Below are 16,358 nucleotides of genomic sequence, written 5' to 3' on the forward strand. Positions count from 1 at the left end.
AAAAGAGGTGTTTTAAAATGAGTTTTTAGAAGAAAAAATTTGCAGCGTTATTGTGTGAATTTTGGAATGTAAATAAAACAACCAATAATGATTGCTGCGATGGCAAATATAAAAACTGCGCCTGCTGCTACATCTTTGATAAGTCCAATTTTTTTATGATGTTCAGGGTGAATGAAATCTGCAATTTCTTCAACAGCAGTATTCAAGCCTTCTAGACTCATAATAAGTCCAATAGTTAACGATTGAATCATCCATTCTGTTTTGGAAATTTCAAAATAAAATCCAGCAATAGTTACTAAGACACCAATAAAAAACTGTGCTTTTACACTGGCTTCCGTAGTAATGAGCAGATATGCGCCTTTAAACGCATATCCGACTCCTTTTATTCTTCCTTTTATGAATTTAATCATCCAATAATGCTTCTAAAGCTCCTTTGTAGTTTGGTTCATCTACAATTTCAGCAACTTGTTCAGTATATTTTACAACTCCGTTCTCGTCTAAAACAACAACAACGCGTGAATGTAATGTATCTAAAGGTCCGTCAACAAAGTTAAGTCCGTAATCTTTTCCAAAACTTCCGTTTTTGTAATCAGATAAATTGATCACATTATCTAAACCTTCTGCGCCACAAAAACGCGCTTGTGCAAATGGTAAATCATGAGAAATACACAATACTTTGGTATTTTCTAATTCGCTTGCTTCCTTATTAAAAGTTCTTACTGAAGTAGCACAAGTTCCTGTATCAATACTAGGGAAGATGTTTAAAACTACTTTTGATCCTTTAAAATCAGCTAATGTTTTTGTTGATAAATCTGTTGCAGTTAATGCAAAATCAGGAGCTTTTGCTCCAACTTCAGGTAAGTCCCCAGAAGTATGGAATTCATTTCCTTGTAATGTTACTGATGCCATGGTTTGTTTGTTTTTTATAGTTCCTAAAAATAGCTATTTTCTATCCCAAAAATGGTAAATTATCGTTAATTTTTTAACAACTTAAGAATAGTAAAAATCTATTTTAAAATAAAAACAATCAATTTGACTTATTGATAATGTTCGTTTTATTGAGTAATTTTAGAGAACATAAAAATTACACTATAAATTAATCAAACATCCGAAAAATTATGAGTAACGAAGGTAAGTGCCCATTTGGGCATGGAACTACAAAAAAAGTAGCCGGTGGCGGAACTACAAATAGAGACTGGTGGCCAAATGAATTGAAATTAAATATTTTACGTCAACATGCACAAAAATCTGATCCTATGGGAGAAGGTTTTGATTATGCTGAAGCATTCAAGAGTGTAGATTATGATCAGTTGAAACAAGACGTTATTGATTTAATGACCGATTCTCAAGATTGGTGGCCTGCAGATTATGGACATTATGGAGGTTTTATGATTCGTATGGCTTGGCATAGTGCAGGAACTTACAGAGTAGGAGACGGACGTGGAGGTGCAGGAACTGGAACACATCGTTTTGCTCCACTAAATAGTTGGCCTGATAATGGAAACTTAGATAAAGCACGTTTGTTACTTTGGCCAGTTAAAAAGAAGTATGGACAAAAAATTTCTTGGGCAGATTTAATGATTCTTGCAGGAAATTGTGCTTTAGAATCTATGGGATTCAAAACGTTTGGTTTTGCTGGTGGACGAGAAGATGTTTGGGAACCTGAGCAAGATATATATTGGGGAATGGAAAATGAATGGCTTGGTAATGAACAACGTTATGAAACTGGAGAGCTTGAAGATCATTTAGGAGCCGTACATATGGGATTAATTTATGTGAACCCTGAAGGTCCAAATGGAGAACCAGATCCTTTAAAGTCTGCACACGATATTAGAGTGACATTTAAAAGAATGGCAATGAATGATGAGGAAACAGTTGCTTTGGTAGCTGGTGGACACACATTCGGAAAAGCACATGGAGCTGAAGATCCAGAGAAATATGTGGGAGCAGAACCGCATGGAGCTCCAATAGAAGAAATGAGCACTGGATGGAAGAATACATATAAGACAGGTGTGCTTAACGATACGATTACGAGTGGAATTGAAGGTCCGTGGACACCAAATCCGATACAATGGGATGCTGATTATTTTGATGTATTACTTAATTATGATTGGGAATTGACAAAAAGCCCAGCAGGCGCGCATCAATGGACACCAACAGCAGCTTCAAATGCACGTACAGCTCCTACAGCAGGAGATCCAAACGAGCGACAGGCTTTGATGATGACTACAGCAGATATGGCATTGAAGATAGATCCTGAGTATTTGAAAATTTCACAACGTTTCCATGAAGATCATGCTGCATTTGAAGATGCTTTTGCAAGAGCTTGGTTTAAGTTAACGCACAGAGATATGGGACCAAAAGATCGTTATTTAGGTCCAGAAGTACCACAAGAAGAATTGATCTGGCAAGATCCAATTCCTAAGGTAGATTATACATTAAGTGATTCAGATATTGAAAGCTTAAAGAAAATGATTCTTGCTTCTGGGTTAACGGTTTCACAATTGGTAAGAACTGCTTGGTCATCAGCATCAACATTTAGAGGATCGGACATGCGTGGAGGTGCAAATGGAGGACGTTTACGTTTAGAACCACAAAGAAGTTGGGAAGTAAATAATCCTGTAGAATTGAATAAAGTATTAAGTGTACTTGAAGGAATTCAAAATGATTTTAGCGGTACAGTTTCTATGGCAGATTTGATTGTGTTGGCTGGAAATGCAGGAGTAGAGGAAGCTGCAAGAAATGCAGGAGTTGCTGCGAATGTTCCTTTTGCACAAGGTAGAGGAGATGCTTCACAAGAACAAACAGACGTAGAATCATTCAATAATTTGAAACCTGTAGCAGACGGATTTAGAAATTATTTGAAGGCAGGATTTAAAACTGCTGCTGAAGATGCATTGGTTGATCGCGCTAACTTACTTACCTTGTCTATTCCAGAAATGAGTGTTTTAGTTGGAGGATTACGTGTGTTAGGAGCTAATTACAACGAATCTAATCATGGAGTTTTTACTGATACTGTAGGAAGTTTGACAAATGATTTCTTTGCAAACATATTAGACTTTACGTACACGTGGAAAGCTACTTCTGATGATTCACAAGTATTTGAAGGACGTGATAGAAAAACTGGAAACATTAAGTTTGTAGGAACACGTGCCGATTTAATTTTTGGATCAAATACTGAATTGAGAGCAGTTGCAGAAGTGTATGCAGCAGAAGATGCTAAAGAAAAGTTTGTACATGACTTTATCGCAGCTTGGACAAAGGTGATGAATTTAGATAGATTTGATCTAGCTTAGATTTACCGAAACATATATTATAAAAAAAGTCACTTCAATTGAAGTGACTTTTTCGTTTGTCGTGATATGTAATGAACTACTTATCAATAGAACCCATAACACGTTGCATAAAACCGTTTAAGGCTTCTTTTCTAGGTGTTCCTTCTTTCTCCATTTTATGTACTTCAATAGCGCCGTACATGTTAGAGATTAATTCACCAATTACATCTAATTCTTCATCTTTCAATGAAGGAACTTCCGTTAATGCTTCTAATGTTTCAATAGTTTCGATAACATAATCTTCGTCATTATCAGCAATGAATTGTGTTAAGTGTTTAATTACAGGTAATTTCATTAAATATTGTTTTATTAATTAAGCGCAACTTCATCAACGAGTTCTTTTAGCACGTCAAATTTGTTGGTTTGAACTTGATTTACAAACGCTCCATTTTTAAAAGTAGCGAATGTTGGTAAATTGTCTACAGTAGCCAATTGTCTTGATTCAGGGAATTTTTCCGCATCAGCGATGATAAAAGTTACTCCATCCAGCTCACGTGCTAGTTTTTTTACTTTAGGTTTCATAATACGGCAATTTCCGCACCAAGAAGCAGAATATTGCACTACAACAGTATCGTTGTTAGACACTAATTCTTGTAAGTTATCTTGATCTAATTCTTGAACCATCTTATATGATTTATACGTTTGCAGCTAAGTATTCAGCAACACCTTTTCTGTCAGCGTTCATTGCTTCTTTTCCTTCTTCCCAGTTTGCAGGACAAACTTCTCCTTTTTCTTGTACATGTGTGTATGCATCAATCAAACGGATATATTCGTTCACGTTTCTTCCAACTGGCATATGGTTGATTCCTTCATGGAAAACAGTTCCTTCTTCGTCAATTAAGTATGTCGCTCTGTATGTTACATTATCTCCTTCAACTTGAACAGTTCCTGTTTCTTCGTCATATACTTCATTTTTAACATCCAAAATACCTAAAATACTAGATAAGTTACGGTTGCTATCAGCTAACAAAGGATACGTTACACCTTCAATTCCTCCATTGTCTTTTTCAGTATTTAACCAAGCAAAGTGTACTTCAGGAGTATCACATGATGCTCCGATTACAATTGTATTTCTTTTTTCAAACTCTCCTAAAGCAGCTTGAAAAGCGTGTAATTCTGTTGGACAAACAAAAGTAAAATCTTTTGGGTACCAGAATAATAATACTTTCTTCTTGTTGTTTACTGCTTCTTCTAAAACATTTAGTTTAAAAGTATCTCCCATTTCATTCATTGCATCAACGTTTAAATCTGGGAATTTCTTTCCTACTATTGCCATAATCGTATTTATTTTTTTATGTTGTTGTGATTAATTTACGAGCGCAAATATAGCTAAGAAGAACAGACATTTTGATAAAGAAAATTTGAATTTTTTATCGAGCAATAGATATCATTTATATTAAGTTTTATAAAATATAAACTAAGCTTATAGTAGGTTTTAAATACGTCAGATGGCGTATTTTTTAAATGGCTAATTTCTAGGAGATTTGCCTTGATTTGAAGAAGTGAAAATGTGTTTTATTTTGGAATTCTATCGAAAAGCGTCTACCTTATTATAGAATTAGAATGATTAAATTAATCAGATTTTTTTGTGTATGAAATTAATTCAGCGGTTTACAAATAAAGTTTTTATAGTTGTTTGTTTGATACAATTTGTATTTGGTATTTCTTACGCACAATCCAATCAAGCAATTATTGATAGTATTGCTAATGTTGCTCAAACGAAAGGAAATGATTCATTGCAAATACAATATCTACACAAAGTATTTTTTAAGTATGCATATTCAAAACCTGAAGTTTCCCGACAACTTTCAGAAATAGCGTTGCAAAAAAGTGAAACTATAGTCAATTCACATCTAATTACACGTTCGCTACTGCGAAAAGGAATTTATTATGACATAGCAGGAAAAAAAGATAGCTCGTTATATATATATGACAAAGCGTTTAAGATTGCTGAAAAACATAATGACAAAGACGCAATGGCTTCCGTATTTAATAACAAAGGATTGATTTATTGGGGAAAAGAAAACTATAAGGAAGCGATGGATTATTATTTGAGTTCTTATAAAATCTTTGAAGAACTCGGTCAACAAAAAGGACAAGCCAATAGTTTGAATAATATAGGTTTGTTGCTTTCTAAATTAAAACGACATGAAGAATCAAATACTTATCACAAGCGAAGCTTAGCTATTCGGAAGGAAATCAAAGATACGTACGGAATGGGCGCTTCTTATACGAATATGGTTATGAATTTTTCAGCGTTAAAAAAGCTAGATTCCTGTGTGTATTACGGACAAAAATCTGTTGCTACGAAACAAAAAGTAAATGATGTTAGAGGTTTGGCAACAAGTTATAATAGTTTAGGAAAGACTTATCAGCAATTACAACAAAAGGACTCCGTAATCTATTATCTACAAAAAGCAGATGAAATTTATCAACGATTCAACTCACGAAAACACAGAGCAAAAAACATTCAGTTGTTGGGAATTGCGTATTATGATCAAGGAAAGTATCAAGCAGCTATCGATGCGTATACCATTGCGTTGGCTAATTTAGATGATTCTCAAAAGATGATAAAAAGCAAAGCCACGCGAAGAATGGCAAATGCATATCGAGAATTAGGTGATTATAAAAATGCTACTGATTACTATCAAAGAACGATCAATTTGCAAGATTCTATCCAAAAAGAAGAAGAAATTATTGCAACAACAGAGATCTTAGAAAAATATCAGTCTTCCGAAAAAGAAAAAGAAATTCTTTTACAGCGTGCTAAAATTGCAGAGAAAAACGCAAGCATTTCACAAAAAAATACCACTATTTATGGGATGTTAGCAGGTGTTTTAGTGTTATTAGCTTTAGGATATTTAGTATACAATCAGCAAAAGCTGAAAAATAAACAATTACAAAAAGAACATGAATTAAAAGATGCTTTACTCAAGGTAGAAACGCAAAATAAACTCCATGAACAACGCTTAAAAATTTCACGTGATTTACATGACAATATTGGTTCGCAATTAACCTTTATTATTTCTTCTATTGATAACTTAAAATATAGTTTGAAAGATGCAACGCCCGATTTTACTGAGCGTCTATCAACGATTAATTTTTTTACTCGAAACACCATCAATCAATTGCGAGATACTATTTGGGCAATGAATATGGACGCAATACGTTTTGAAGATTTGGAGACGCGTATGATGAATCATATTGGGCAAGCTAAGGTATTGACAGGCGCGGTTATTGAGTTTTCGAATGAAGTTTCTGAAAATACTACGTTTTCATCTTTAGTGGGAATTAATATTTTTAGAATCATGCAGGAATCGATCAACAATGCCATAAAACATGCGGACTCTAAGATGATTTCAATTCAATTCAAAGAAACCAATGATCAGTATGTATTAACTATTAACGATGATGGAAACGGATTTGAAACTATAGATAATGTAGAAGGTAATGGACTTGAAAACATGAAGCTTCGCGCGGAAGAAATATACAGTAAATTAAATATTATTTCGCAAAAAGCACACGGAACTACTGTACAACTTACGATTGATAAAACGGTTACTAAAACTATTTAGCTGAATACATATGAATTATAAAATTGCCATCGCAGAAGACAATACTTTTTTAGCCAATTCGCTCATTGAAAAGCTATCATTTTTTAGAGAAAATTTGACCTATACTTTTCGCGCTCGTGATGGAAAGGAACTCATAGAGAAGTTAGCAAAAAACAATGAAATTGATCTTGTGTTGATGGATATCAAAATGCCAAATATGAATGGTATTGAAGCTACAAAACTGCTTAAAAAACAGTATCCTGACATAAAAATAGTAATGATTACGGTATTTGATGACGATGAAAATATCTTACAATCCATTCAATCTGGAGCAAATGGTTATTTATTAAAAGAAGCTACGGCGGAAGAATTGCACAAAGGAATTCTAGATGTGATGAATGGCGGCGCAACAATGACACCTAGTATTGCGATGAAAACGCTAAAAATATTACAAACGGCAAACATTCAACAATACGAAGTTAACGAAGAAATTAAACTGAGTAAACGCGAAAAAGAAGTGCTAGAACAATTGAGCAAAGGTTTTGGTTATCAGGTAATAGCAGAAAAACTATTTGTGTCGCCTGCTACAGTTCGAAAGCATATTGAAAACATCTACAAAAAACTACAAGTACATAATAAAATTCAAGCCGTAGAAAAGGCGAGAAGACATCGTTTGTTGTAAACTAAAAAGATTGTTAAAAAACGATTTGATACGTCATTCTGAACTTGATTCAGAATCTCATCACATTTGTTTTAATCCGATAATCGAGATGTAAATGCTCCGACACTTGCGTAGAAATGTTTTTAATCGTTTCCGTTGATGCTTCGCGGACTTACCTGAAATAGTTGACTAAAAAGAAAAACTAACTTAATTCGATTTGACAAGTTTTAACTTTTTAAACAATCTTTTTTAAATCATATGTTATGCTGTTTTTCCTTGTAGCTGTCTGATCTTGATTTTGAAAGCTGCAAACAATAAAGTGGTAAATGGACTCAGCCAATTGAAAATTGCGTACATAAAATATTCACCAACTCCAACGCCTAAAACACCAGATTGATAAGCTCCACAAGTATTCCAAGGAATTAACACAGAAGTTACTGTTCCAGAATCTTCTAAGGTTCTACTTAAATTTTCAGGAGCTAAACCTCTGTCTTCATAGGCTTGTTTAAACATTTTTCCAGGAATTACTAAGGCTAAATACTGATCGGAAGCAATAACATTCAGTCCTAAACAACTTGCTACAGTACTAGCAAACAATCCAAATACGCTGGTTGCCATTTTTAATAATGCTTGCGTAATTCTTGATAATGCGCCAATGGCATCCATCACACCACCAAAAACCATGGCGCAAATAATTAAATAAATAGTCCATAACATTCCGTTCATTCCGCCAGAACCAAACAATTTTTTCAAGCGTTTAATCGTGATCAGTTTGTCTAGATTATCAGCTTTAGATAGTAATTTTTCTTGCGAATATGAATAACTAGCGAATACTTTTGCTAAATCTTCTTTGGTGTAAATCTTCTTTACATCATCATCAGTAAAAATATTTTTCAAATCTCCATCTGCCTTAATCGTTTTAAGCTCTTCTTCAGAGAATGTAGCTACGTATTGCGCATCTGGAATTTCAATATTTGTATCCGTTAAAACAGCATTAGTTACTACTTCCATTTTAGAATCAGAAAGCTTTTTCATGACATCTGGTTGAAAAATAAAAGCAAAAATAGCTGCAAGAACTACACCAGTTAATAAGGCGATTAAAGGTTTTGTTTTTAGTAAAATTAACGCGATTACTGCTAATGGAACTACAAACAACCAAGGTGTAATATTGAAGTTTGTACGTATGGTTTCAAGAATAAAAGCAGTATCTGCATTACCGTTAGTTTCTATAGTTGAACTCAATATGGCAAATACAACCAATGTAATTACTATCGTTGGCACTGTAGTAAATGTCATGTAACGAATATGTGTAAACAAATCGGTTCCAGCCATTGCAGGTGCTAAGTTTGTTGTATCACTCAAAGGAGACATTTTATCTCCAAAATAAGCTCCTGAAATTACAGCTCCAGCAATCATTCCAGTAGGAATTCCTAAGGCACTACCAATTCCTATTAAAGCAATACCAACCGTAGCAGAAGTAGTCCAACTGCTACCTGTAGCAATAGAAATAATAGCAGCAATAATTACGGATGCCGGTAAAAATATTTCGGGACTTAGTACCTGTAAACCGTAATAAACCATTGCAGGAATAATGCCACTAATTAACCAAGTTCCCGCCAATGCTCCAACAAGAAATAAAATCATAATTGGAACAAAAACACTGCGCAAGTTTTCCCAAATTTCTTTTAGCATTAAGCCTAAGGAGACTTTATTGAAAAAACCATTAATCATGGCAACACTACCACCAATTAGTAATATAATTTGGTTGGTATATGCTCCAAACCATTCTTGTCCTTCTACAAAAAAAATGTTGTAAGCCAATAATCCCATCAAAATAACAACAGGAATTAAGGCTTCCAATATGTTTAATTCTTTATTGTTGATGATGGTTTGGTCATTTGCTTTCGTTTCAGAAATATTGTTTTCTTCTTGCATAATAATTCGGTTGGTTTCCTAGCGTAATGTTACGATTTTGTAAACTAGTATGCAAATGAATTTGGTTATGTACCTTTGCAAACTTATAATTAAGATTATTTTATGGATTCATTGACGCAAATTGTACTTGGAGCCGCTTGTGGAGAAGCTGCTATGGGGAAAAAAATAGGGAACAAAGCGTTATTGTTTGGTGCTATTGGCGGAACGATTCCCGATTTAGATGTTTTTGTGGGAAAATGGATTTATGATAATCAAATAGACGCCATGTTGTTTCATAGAGGGTTTATGCATTCTATTCTCTTTGCAATTCTAGCAGCTTTGCTCTTCGGTTGGCTGCTCTATAAACTCTATAATTATGGAAAACGGAAAGGAACTACAACGCAGAAAGATTGGACTTGGCTGTTTTTTTTGTCAATTTTTACACATCCTATTTTAGATTGCTTCACAGGATACGGAACACAGTTATTTTTACCATTCAGTAATTATCGTGTAGCTTTTAGTAATATTTCGGTGGCAGATCCTTCGTATACGATACCATTTTTATTGTGTTTAATTGTCATGATGTTTTTCAATAGAAAGAATCCGAAGCGAAAATTATGGCTAAAACTTGGCTTTGGAATTAGTTCAGTGTACATGTTGTTTACTCTTGGAAATAAATTGTATATCAATTCTATATTTGAAAAAACATTAGCTCAAAAAGAAATACAATACAAGCGTTACAATACAGAGGCATCTATTCTCAACAATGTTTTGTGGTACGGAATTGCGGAAACTGAAACTGATTATTATGTTGGTTTTTATTCTTTGTTTGATACAAAAGATGTTTTTACGGATTGGAAACAAATTCCTAAAAATCATAATGTATTGTCAAGATCAAATCCAGATTTAAAGTCATTAGCGTGGTTTAGTAATGATTATTACAATCTTTTAGAGAATAAGGATGGTTCTTTTCTCTATAGTGATTTGCGTTATCCTTCCATAGATACAGGAAATGGTAAATCGGCAGTATTTTCGTTTACCATATTTAAAAATGGTGATCGACTCGATATGAAACCTTTTGCTCCAGAATTTGACAAAAACATGACAATTTGGGATGTGCTAGGGATTTTCTGGGAACGTATTAAAGGGAAATAATATTTTGCTTAAATCTTGTCCATATACAAGTGACTCACACATGTTGAGCACATTTCTCTACCTATTTTTGCGCATTGTGTTCGCGCTCTATCTTCTGGTTGACATGAAAAAATAGTTTGTGAAGGTTCTTCAATATCCATACGACCGCAAATAGATTTTTGTTGTGACTTGCATTCGTTCTCGTCTGTAGATTTGGCTAAAAAAAGATGTAATTCTCCATTTTCTTTGCTTTTTCTTAGTATGTAGACGTTTTTGCTCATACAATTTCGGGGTTAAGTTTTTAGTATGCTTAGTGGAGACCAATAATAATTAAAAACAGTAAGATGGTTTTACGGAAAACCGTAATCAGGCACTTTTTATTGATAAACAAGTGGAACTACTTAGGTAATTTCTTGACATTGTGTAAGTAAGATGGAGAAATAAAAAAGAGCATCGAAAGATGCTCTTTTTACGTTTAACTAAACATTGCAAATTATACCATTACAGTTGCCAATATATTCAGTTCTTCCATACATTCACGCATAATACGATACGTTCGTTTGATATCACTATCCAAACCGACAGAGAATCGAATCAAGCCATCTGTTAAGCCCATTGCTGCTTGTTCATCTTCTGGAATCTCAGAGGAAGTTGATGTGCCTGGTGCACTGAATAGTGTTTTATAAAAGCCTAGACTTACTGCTAAGTATCCTAGATTGCGTTTTTGCATTAATTCCATTAATTCGTTGGCTTTTTCAATACTTCCAACATCAATGGTTAACATACCTCCAAAACCATAATCTTCGTTCATCATGTTTTTAAATAATTCATGTGACGGATGTGAAGCTAATCCTGGATATACAGTTTTTAAGCCATCATTTTCAAACATTTTGGCTAAATATGATGCATTGAAACTATGTTGTTTCATACGAATATGAAGAGTTCTTAAATTTTTTAAAACGGAAGCAGCTCGTAAACTATCCATCGTAGAACCTAATAACATGCTAGCACCGTCATTTACATTTCTCAATTCGTCAATAAAAGCTTGCGTTCCGCAAACAACACCACCAACAGTATCACTGGAACCATTTATAAATTTTGTTAAACTGTGAATAACAACGTCTGCTCCTAATTTTGCTGGCGCAATTGATAATGGAGAAAAAGTATTATCAACTACTAATTTTAAATTGTGCTTTTTAGCAATTTTAGCTAAGCCAGCAATATCCGCAACTTCCAACAAAGGATTACTGACGGACTCGCAGTATAATACTTTTGTGTTTGGAGTAATGGCAGCTTCTACGGTAGCTAATTTTGTAATGTCTACAAATGAAGTCTCAATGTTAAATCGTGGTGTAAAATTTTTTAAAAAGGCATACGTTCCACCATAAATTGTTCTGCTCGAAACAATATGATCGCCACTTTTACACAATTGTAATAATACAGGTGTTATAGCGCCCATTCCTGAAGCAGAAACGTTAGCGGTTTCTGTTCCTTCCATGGCAGCTAACGCTTCTCCTAAATATAAATTACTCGGAGAAGTATGTCTTGAATATAAATAGCAACCATCTGCATTTCCTTCAAATGTGTCAAACATAGTTTTTGCTGAAAGAAATGTATAGGTAGACGAATCTGAAATAGAAGGATTTACACCTCCAAATTCACCAAAATATTGTAAGTCTTGAATATTATTTGCTGGATTAAATTTCATGTCAATAGATTTTAAAAACAATCAAAATTCTTAATATTATGAATTAAAATCAATTATTATTTTAGTTGGTAGAAAATAAAACTATAAATTTGAATAATTGTAGATGAAATAAAATAGAATACTTTTATTAATACGTACTAATAGATTTTTTTCCATGTTGAAACTTGATCAAACAGATAAAACATTACTAAAGCTATTACAAACCGATAGCAAGCAGACGACAAAAGAGCTTTCAAACACATTAAAATTGTCTGTTACGGCTGTTTATGAGCGAATTAAAAAATTAGAGAAAGCAGAAGTAATAAAAAATTATGTAGCGCTTTTAGATAAAAAGAAAATAGCAAAAAGTTTTATGGCGTATTGTCATGTACGTTTAACGCAGCATTCAAAAGACTTTGTAAAACGATTTGAACGTGAAGTTTTAAAACTAGATGAAGTATTAGAATGTTATCATGTAAGCGGCGATTATGATTATATTCTTAAAGTTTTGGTGAAAGATATGGAGGAATATCGCGACTTTATGATTACAAAACTGACGGCAATACCCAATATTGGAAATACACATAGTATATTTGTCATTGAAGAAGTAAAACATACAACAGCAATTTCTGTATAATCTAGTTTTTTTATTTTTATCTTTTTTCAGCAATGGAGAAGTATCTTACACAAGAATTTATATACATGTTAAGCGTTCCTATACATGCTACGGCAATTATAGGTGAAATGATCTATTCTTATTTTTTGAAGCGAAAATTATATACAGTAGGCGATACAGCGACTAATGTGTATGTAGCATTGTTTAATTTTGGACTCGACTTGCTAATGAAAGGCGCTTCATTTGCCATCATGTTATTTTTCTATTATTATAGAATTTTTGATTTAGAATTCACACTTTGGTATTGGATTGGTGTTTTTATATTACAAGATTTTGCTTATTACGTTCAGCACTACGTAGATCATTATAGTCGTTTCTTTTGGGCAGTTCATGTAACACATCATAATTCGGAATACTTTAATATATCGACAGGGTTCAGAGCTTCTGTATTTCAGCCGTTGTATAGATATTTATTCTTTTGTCCGCTAGCTTTAGTGGGATTTCATCCGTTGCATGTCATGGCTGCGTATGCAATTCTTCAAATTTACGGAACCTTAGTACATACAGAGTCCGTAAAGAAAATGGGATTCTTAGAGTGGATTTTAGTCACGCCATCGCATCATAGAGTACATCACGCTTCCAATGGAAAGTATTTAGATAAAAATATGGGGATGTTTTTAATTATTTGGGATCGAATGTTCGGAACTTTTCAAAAAGAAGAAGACGATTATGAGCCAATTACCTATGGTTTAACGTCAAAACTGGAAGACAAAGGTCCAATAAATATAGTATTTCACGAATGGAAATCAATTTGGAATGATGTAAAACGGTCAGATATTAATTGGAGCCAACGTTTAAAATACGTATTTTATCCTCCAGGTTGGAGTCATGACGGTTCTCGAAAAACCTCCAAACAAATACAACAAGAAATCAAAGAAAAAGCAAAATAAATGCAGTTACAAAGTACTTCATATAAACTTACAGAATTCTTTTTGCTATTCATTGCATTACCTGTGAGTTTAGTACTTACGTATCCTATTTATATAAAAATAGCGTCTATTTTAATTGGGTTTATTTATGTTATTTTAATATTACTCAAGGTAGAAAAGCAACAATTCAAAATCAACAAATCCTTAGATTGGAAAATGTTTTGGAGAAGAACACTAGTTTTATTGTGTACAATAGCGTTGCTAACAATGATATATGTGTATTTTACAGATGCTTCAAAATTATTTATTGTAGCAAGAACCAAACCTTTACTGTGGATCATCATTTTGTTTGTATATAGCTTATTTTCTGTATATCCACAAGAAGTAATCTATCGTACGTTTTTCTTTGTACGCTATGAATCCTTATTCAAAAACAAGAATCTGCTTATATTTATCAATGCCATTGTATTCTGTTTAGCACATTTTTTCTTCAAAAATATTTTGGTCTTAATCTTAACATTCCTTGGCGGAATTCTCTTTGCATTTACGTTTCAAAAAACACGCTCAACCTTATTGGTTTCTATAGAACATGCTATTTATGGTAGTTGGTTGTTTACGGTTGGAATGGGAGAAATGTTAGGGTTTCCTAGTTAGTCAGGAATATGTGTCAATTTAGGAGAAAGGTATTAGTAGTTTCCTCAGCGGTCTTTAAATAAACGAAAAAACAAAGTTCAATCGTTTCTCAAATCTATAGCCTTTAAAACAAACATTAAGAAAATGTAATTGCAAAAGAAACAGATTGTCACGTTGCTATGTTTCTCGCAAAAACGTATTCAACAGTGGAAAAAGTTTAACAATCTAAGAGGAATCAATCAGTGTTTAGTATGCCTGCCATATGACAAATTTATGATATTTTGCTCAGTAAGTAATATTTTTAACAAAAACGCAACTGAGTTGCATTTGTGTAACTTTAGACTTGTTAAAACCATTTTTTTTTAACAATTACTTTAAAGTAGTCTTAATTTTTCTATTAAAAAAATGTAAAAGCCTTAAAAAAAGTACGTTTATCTTTTTTCAGTCACTGAAAATAATAGATAATATTGCACATAACCAAAAATTAAATAACATGAAAAAAAATGTAACACTAATTTATGTATTACTACTAGTATTCATCTCATCCTGTTCAACGGATGATAGTATTACAACTACCGAACCCAGCAATCTATTAGAAAAGAATTTTGATCAAGCGGAAGTTATACCTGGTGAGTATATTGTAGTATACAAAAAAAGTGCTCATTCTAGTAAAATGAGCTATGCAACAAAACAAAGAGGTAATACTCCTGAATTAAGAAGAATTCAGAGTTATTATAAAGAAATGTCTTTAGCTACGCTTAGGCTAATCGGTAAAAATGAAAAATCTTTGGGGTATGTTTATACTGGTGCAATTCAAGGTTTTCACGCTAAAAACCTATCAATTGATGATCTAGAGATATTATTAAGAGATAAAAATATTGATTTTATTGAGCCAAATCGTAGAGTTGTAAGTAATCTGCCTACACCAAAAAACCCTAAAGGATTAAAATTACCAACAAGCAGTCAGGGAATGAGCAAATCAGATAGCTTCCTACCAAGTGGAGACTTTTTACCATGGGGTGTAGACTATACAGGTAGAGGAAGCAATGCTGGTACAAATAGATATGTATTTGTGATAGATACAGGAATTGATCAACATCCAGACCTAACAATTGATACTGGATTGTCGGCAAGTTTCTATCCTGGAGAAAACTGGGTTGATAGAAATGGTCATGGAACACACGTTGCAGGAACAATTGGAGCTAAAGCCAATGGTACTGGAGTTATTGGTGTGGCTTACGGGTCAACATTAGTAGCAGTTAAAGTACTTGGAGGTACACAAGGAACAGGATCTGATGCTGGAATTATTGCTGGTGTTGATTATACATACAACAACTCTATAGCAGGAGATGTATTCAATTATTCTGTAGGTTACCGTACAAGGCGAACTAGCAACGCAATAGACAATGCATTTACAACATTAGATAACAAAATTTATGGGGCTTTGGCTGCTGGTAATAGTAATGACAATACATTATATTACTCACCTCAACGTTTGCAAACAAGTCGTACTTGGATGGTTGGTAATTTAACTCGTAACATCACTCCAAATGGGACTTCATGCTATGGAGCATCTGTTGATAGATGGGCGCCAGGTACAGATGTATGGTCAACTTGGTTAAACGGTCAGTACAACAGAATTTCTGGGACTTCTATGGCATCTCCACATGTAGCAGGAATACTTGCAGTTCGAGGAAACAATTCAGTTGGTACCAATGGAAATACAAGTAAAAATGGTTTTACAGCACCAAATGCCAGAAGATAAATGTAATTGCTTTTATCAATTTATTTGATATCACCTAAAAAGCATTACAGTTTTAAAATGGATTAAATCTCAGGTAAGATAATTTCTTATCTGAGATTTTTTTGTTTTAAAAGAGTAATACCTGATTTCA

Annotated in this window: 16 protein-coding genes; 8 read left to right on the top strand and 8 right to left on the bottom strand. The window is 33.5% G+C overall.

Annotated features, from left to right (window positions below; translation table 11 throughout):
• Positions 1–47: 47 nt before the first annotated feature.
• Positions 48–410, bottom strand: coding sequence for a diacylglycerol kinase family protein (locus ACOQOS_RS00405; protein WP_420572983.1), 363 nt, complete (start codon positions 408–410; stop codon positions 48–50).
• On the bottom strand, positions 403–909 hold the full coding sequence (tpx, locus tag ACOQOS_RS00410; protein ID WP_420572984.1) for a thiol peroxidase: 507 nt from the start codon (positions 907–909) through the stop codon (positions 403–405). The genes ACOQOS_RS00405 and tpx overlap by 8 nt, the downstream gene beginning before the upstream one ends.
• A gap of 209 nt (positions 910–1,118) precedes the next feature.
• Here tpx and katG point away from each other — a divergent pair, with 209 nt between their 5' ends.
• Positions 1,119–3,296, top strand: coding sequence for a catalase/peroxidase HPI (gene katG, locus ACOQOS_RS00415; protein WP_420572985.1), 2,178 nt, complete (start codon positions 1,119–1,121; stop codon positions 3,294–3,296).
• A 76-nt stretch (positions 3,297–3,372) separates the two neighbouring features.
• On the opposite strand, the gene ACOQOS_RS00420 is transcribed toward katG, so the two are convergent.
• From ACOQOS_RS00420 to ACOQOS_RS00430, 3 genes are read right to left on the bottom strand one after another with little or no spacing between them, the layout of a single operon-like run.
• Complete coding sequence (locus ACOQOS_RS00420) at positions 3,373–3,630, bottom strand: DUF6952 family protein (RefSeq protein ID WP_420572986.1); 258 nt, start codon at positions 3,628–3,630, stop codon at positions 3,373–3,375.
• Positions 3,631–3,644: 14 nt separating this feature from the next.
• Positions 3,645–3,959 carry a thioredoxin family protein gene (locus ACOQOS_RS00425; RefSeq protein ID WP_420572987.1) on the bottom strand — a complete coding sequence of 105 codons (315 nt, stop codon included), beginning with the start codon at positions 3,957–3,959 and terminating at the stop codon, positions 3,645–3,647.
• Positions 3,960–3,969: 10 nt separating this feature from the next.
• Positions 3,970–4,611: a peroxiredoxin gene (locus ACOQOS_RS00430; RefSeq protein ID WP_420572988.1), complete on the bottom strand. Its 642-nt coding sequence runs from the start codon at positions 4,609–4,611 to the stop codon at positions 3,970–3,972.
• A gap of 316 nt (positions 4,612–4,927) precedes the next feature.
• On the opposite strand from ACOQOS_RS00430, the gene ACOQOS_RS00435 reads away from it, so the two are divergent.
• Together ACOQOS_RS00435 and ACOQOS_RS00440 are read left to right on the top strand one after the other, a co-directional pair.
• Entirely contained in the window at positions 4,928–6,910 is a 1,983-nt protein-coding gene (locus tag ACOQOS_RS00435) for a tetratricopeptide repeat protein (RefSeq protein ID WP_420572989.1), read from the top strand.
• 10 nt (positions 6,911–6,920) lie between these two features.
• Positions 6,921–7,571 (top strand): response regulator, encoded by a 651-nt coding sequence (locus ACOQOS_RS00440; RefSeq protein WP_420572990.1) that lies wholly within the window; start codon positions 6,921–6,923, stop codon positions 7,569–7,571.
• 240 nt (positions 7,572–7,811) lie between these two features.
• On the opposite strand, the gene ACOQOS_RS00445 is transcribed toward ACOQOS_RS00440, so the two are convergent.
• Positions 7,812–9,485 (bottom strand): Na+/H+ antiporter NhaC family protein, encoded by a 1,674-nt coding sequence (locus ACOQOS_RS00445; protein ID WP_420572991.1) that lies wholly within the window; start codon positions 9,483–9,485, stop codon positions 7,812–7,814.
• 102 nt (positions 9,486–9,587) lie between these two features.
• Between ACOQOS_RS00445 and ACOQOS_RS00450 the strand changes: the two genes are divergently transcribed.
• Positions 9,588–10,619, top strand: a complete 1,032-nt coding sequence (locus tag ACOQOS_RS00450) for a metal-dependent hydrolase (protein ID WP_420572992.1) — start codon at positions 9,588–9,590, stop codon at positions 10,617–10,619.
• An 8-nt stretch (positions 10,620–10,627) separates the two neighbouring features.
• Here the strand turns inward: ACOQOS_RS00450 and ACOQOS_RS00455 are convergent, their stop codons facing one another.
• Together ACOQOS_RS00455 and ACOQOS_RS00460 are read right to left on the bottom strand one after the other, a co-directional pair.
• Positions 10,628–10,879: a hypothetical protein gene (locus tag ACOQOS_RS00455; protein WP_420572993.1), complete on the bottom strand. Its 252-nt coding sequence runs from the start codon at positions 10,877–10,879 to the stop codon at positions 10,628–10,630.
• A gap of 212 nt (positions 10,880–11,091) precedes the next feature.
• A complete protein-coding gene (locus tag ACOQOS_RS00460) occupies positions 11,092–12,306 on the bottom strand; it encodes an aminotransferase class I/II-fold pyridoxal phosphate-dependent enzyme (protein ID WP_420572994.1) in 1,215 nt (404 codons plus the stop codon).
• A 154-nt stretch (positions 12,307–12,460) separates the two neighbouring features.
• Here ACOQOS_RS00460 and ACOQOS_RS00465 point away from each other — a divergent pair, with 154 nt between their 5' ends.
• From ACOQOS_RS00465 to ACOQOS_RS00480, 4 genes are all read left to right on the top strand, one after another.
• Entirely contained in the window at positions 12,461–12,922 is a 462-nt protein-coding gene (locus tag ACOQOS_RS00465; protein WP_420572995.1) for an Lrp/AsnC family transcriptional regulator, read from the top strand.
• Between the two features lie 32 nt (positions 12,923–12,954).
• The gene (locus ACOQOS_RS00470) at positions 12,955–13,851 is read left to right on the top strand and encodes a sterol desaturase family protein (protein ID WP_420572996.1); all 897 of its coding nucleotides are present in this window, start codon (positions 12,955–12,957) and stop codon (positions 13,849–13,851) included.
• Positions 13,852–14,484 (top strand): CPBP family intramembrane glutamic endopeptidase, encoded by a 633-nt coding sequence (locus ACOQOS_RS00475; RefSeq protein ID WP_420572997.1) that lies wholly within the window; start codon positions 13,852–13,854, stop codon positions 14,482–14,484.
• 472 nt (positions 14,485–14,956) lie between these two features.
• Positions 14,957–16,228: a S8 family serine peptidase gene (locus ACOQOS_RS00480; RefSeq protein WP_420572998.1), complete on the top strand. Its 1,272-nt coding sequence runs from the start codon at positions 14,957–14,959 to the stop codon at positions 16,226–16,228.
• Positions 16,229–16,358: the final 130 nt, after the last annotated feature.

Origin of the sequence: Kordia sp. (assembly GCF_965224175.1) — a bacterium.
Classification (GTDB): domain Bacteria; phylum Bacteroidota; class Bacteroidia; order Flavobacteriales; family Flavobacteriaceae; genus Kordia.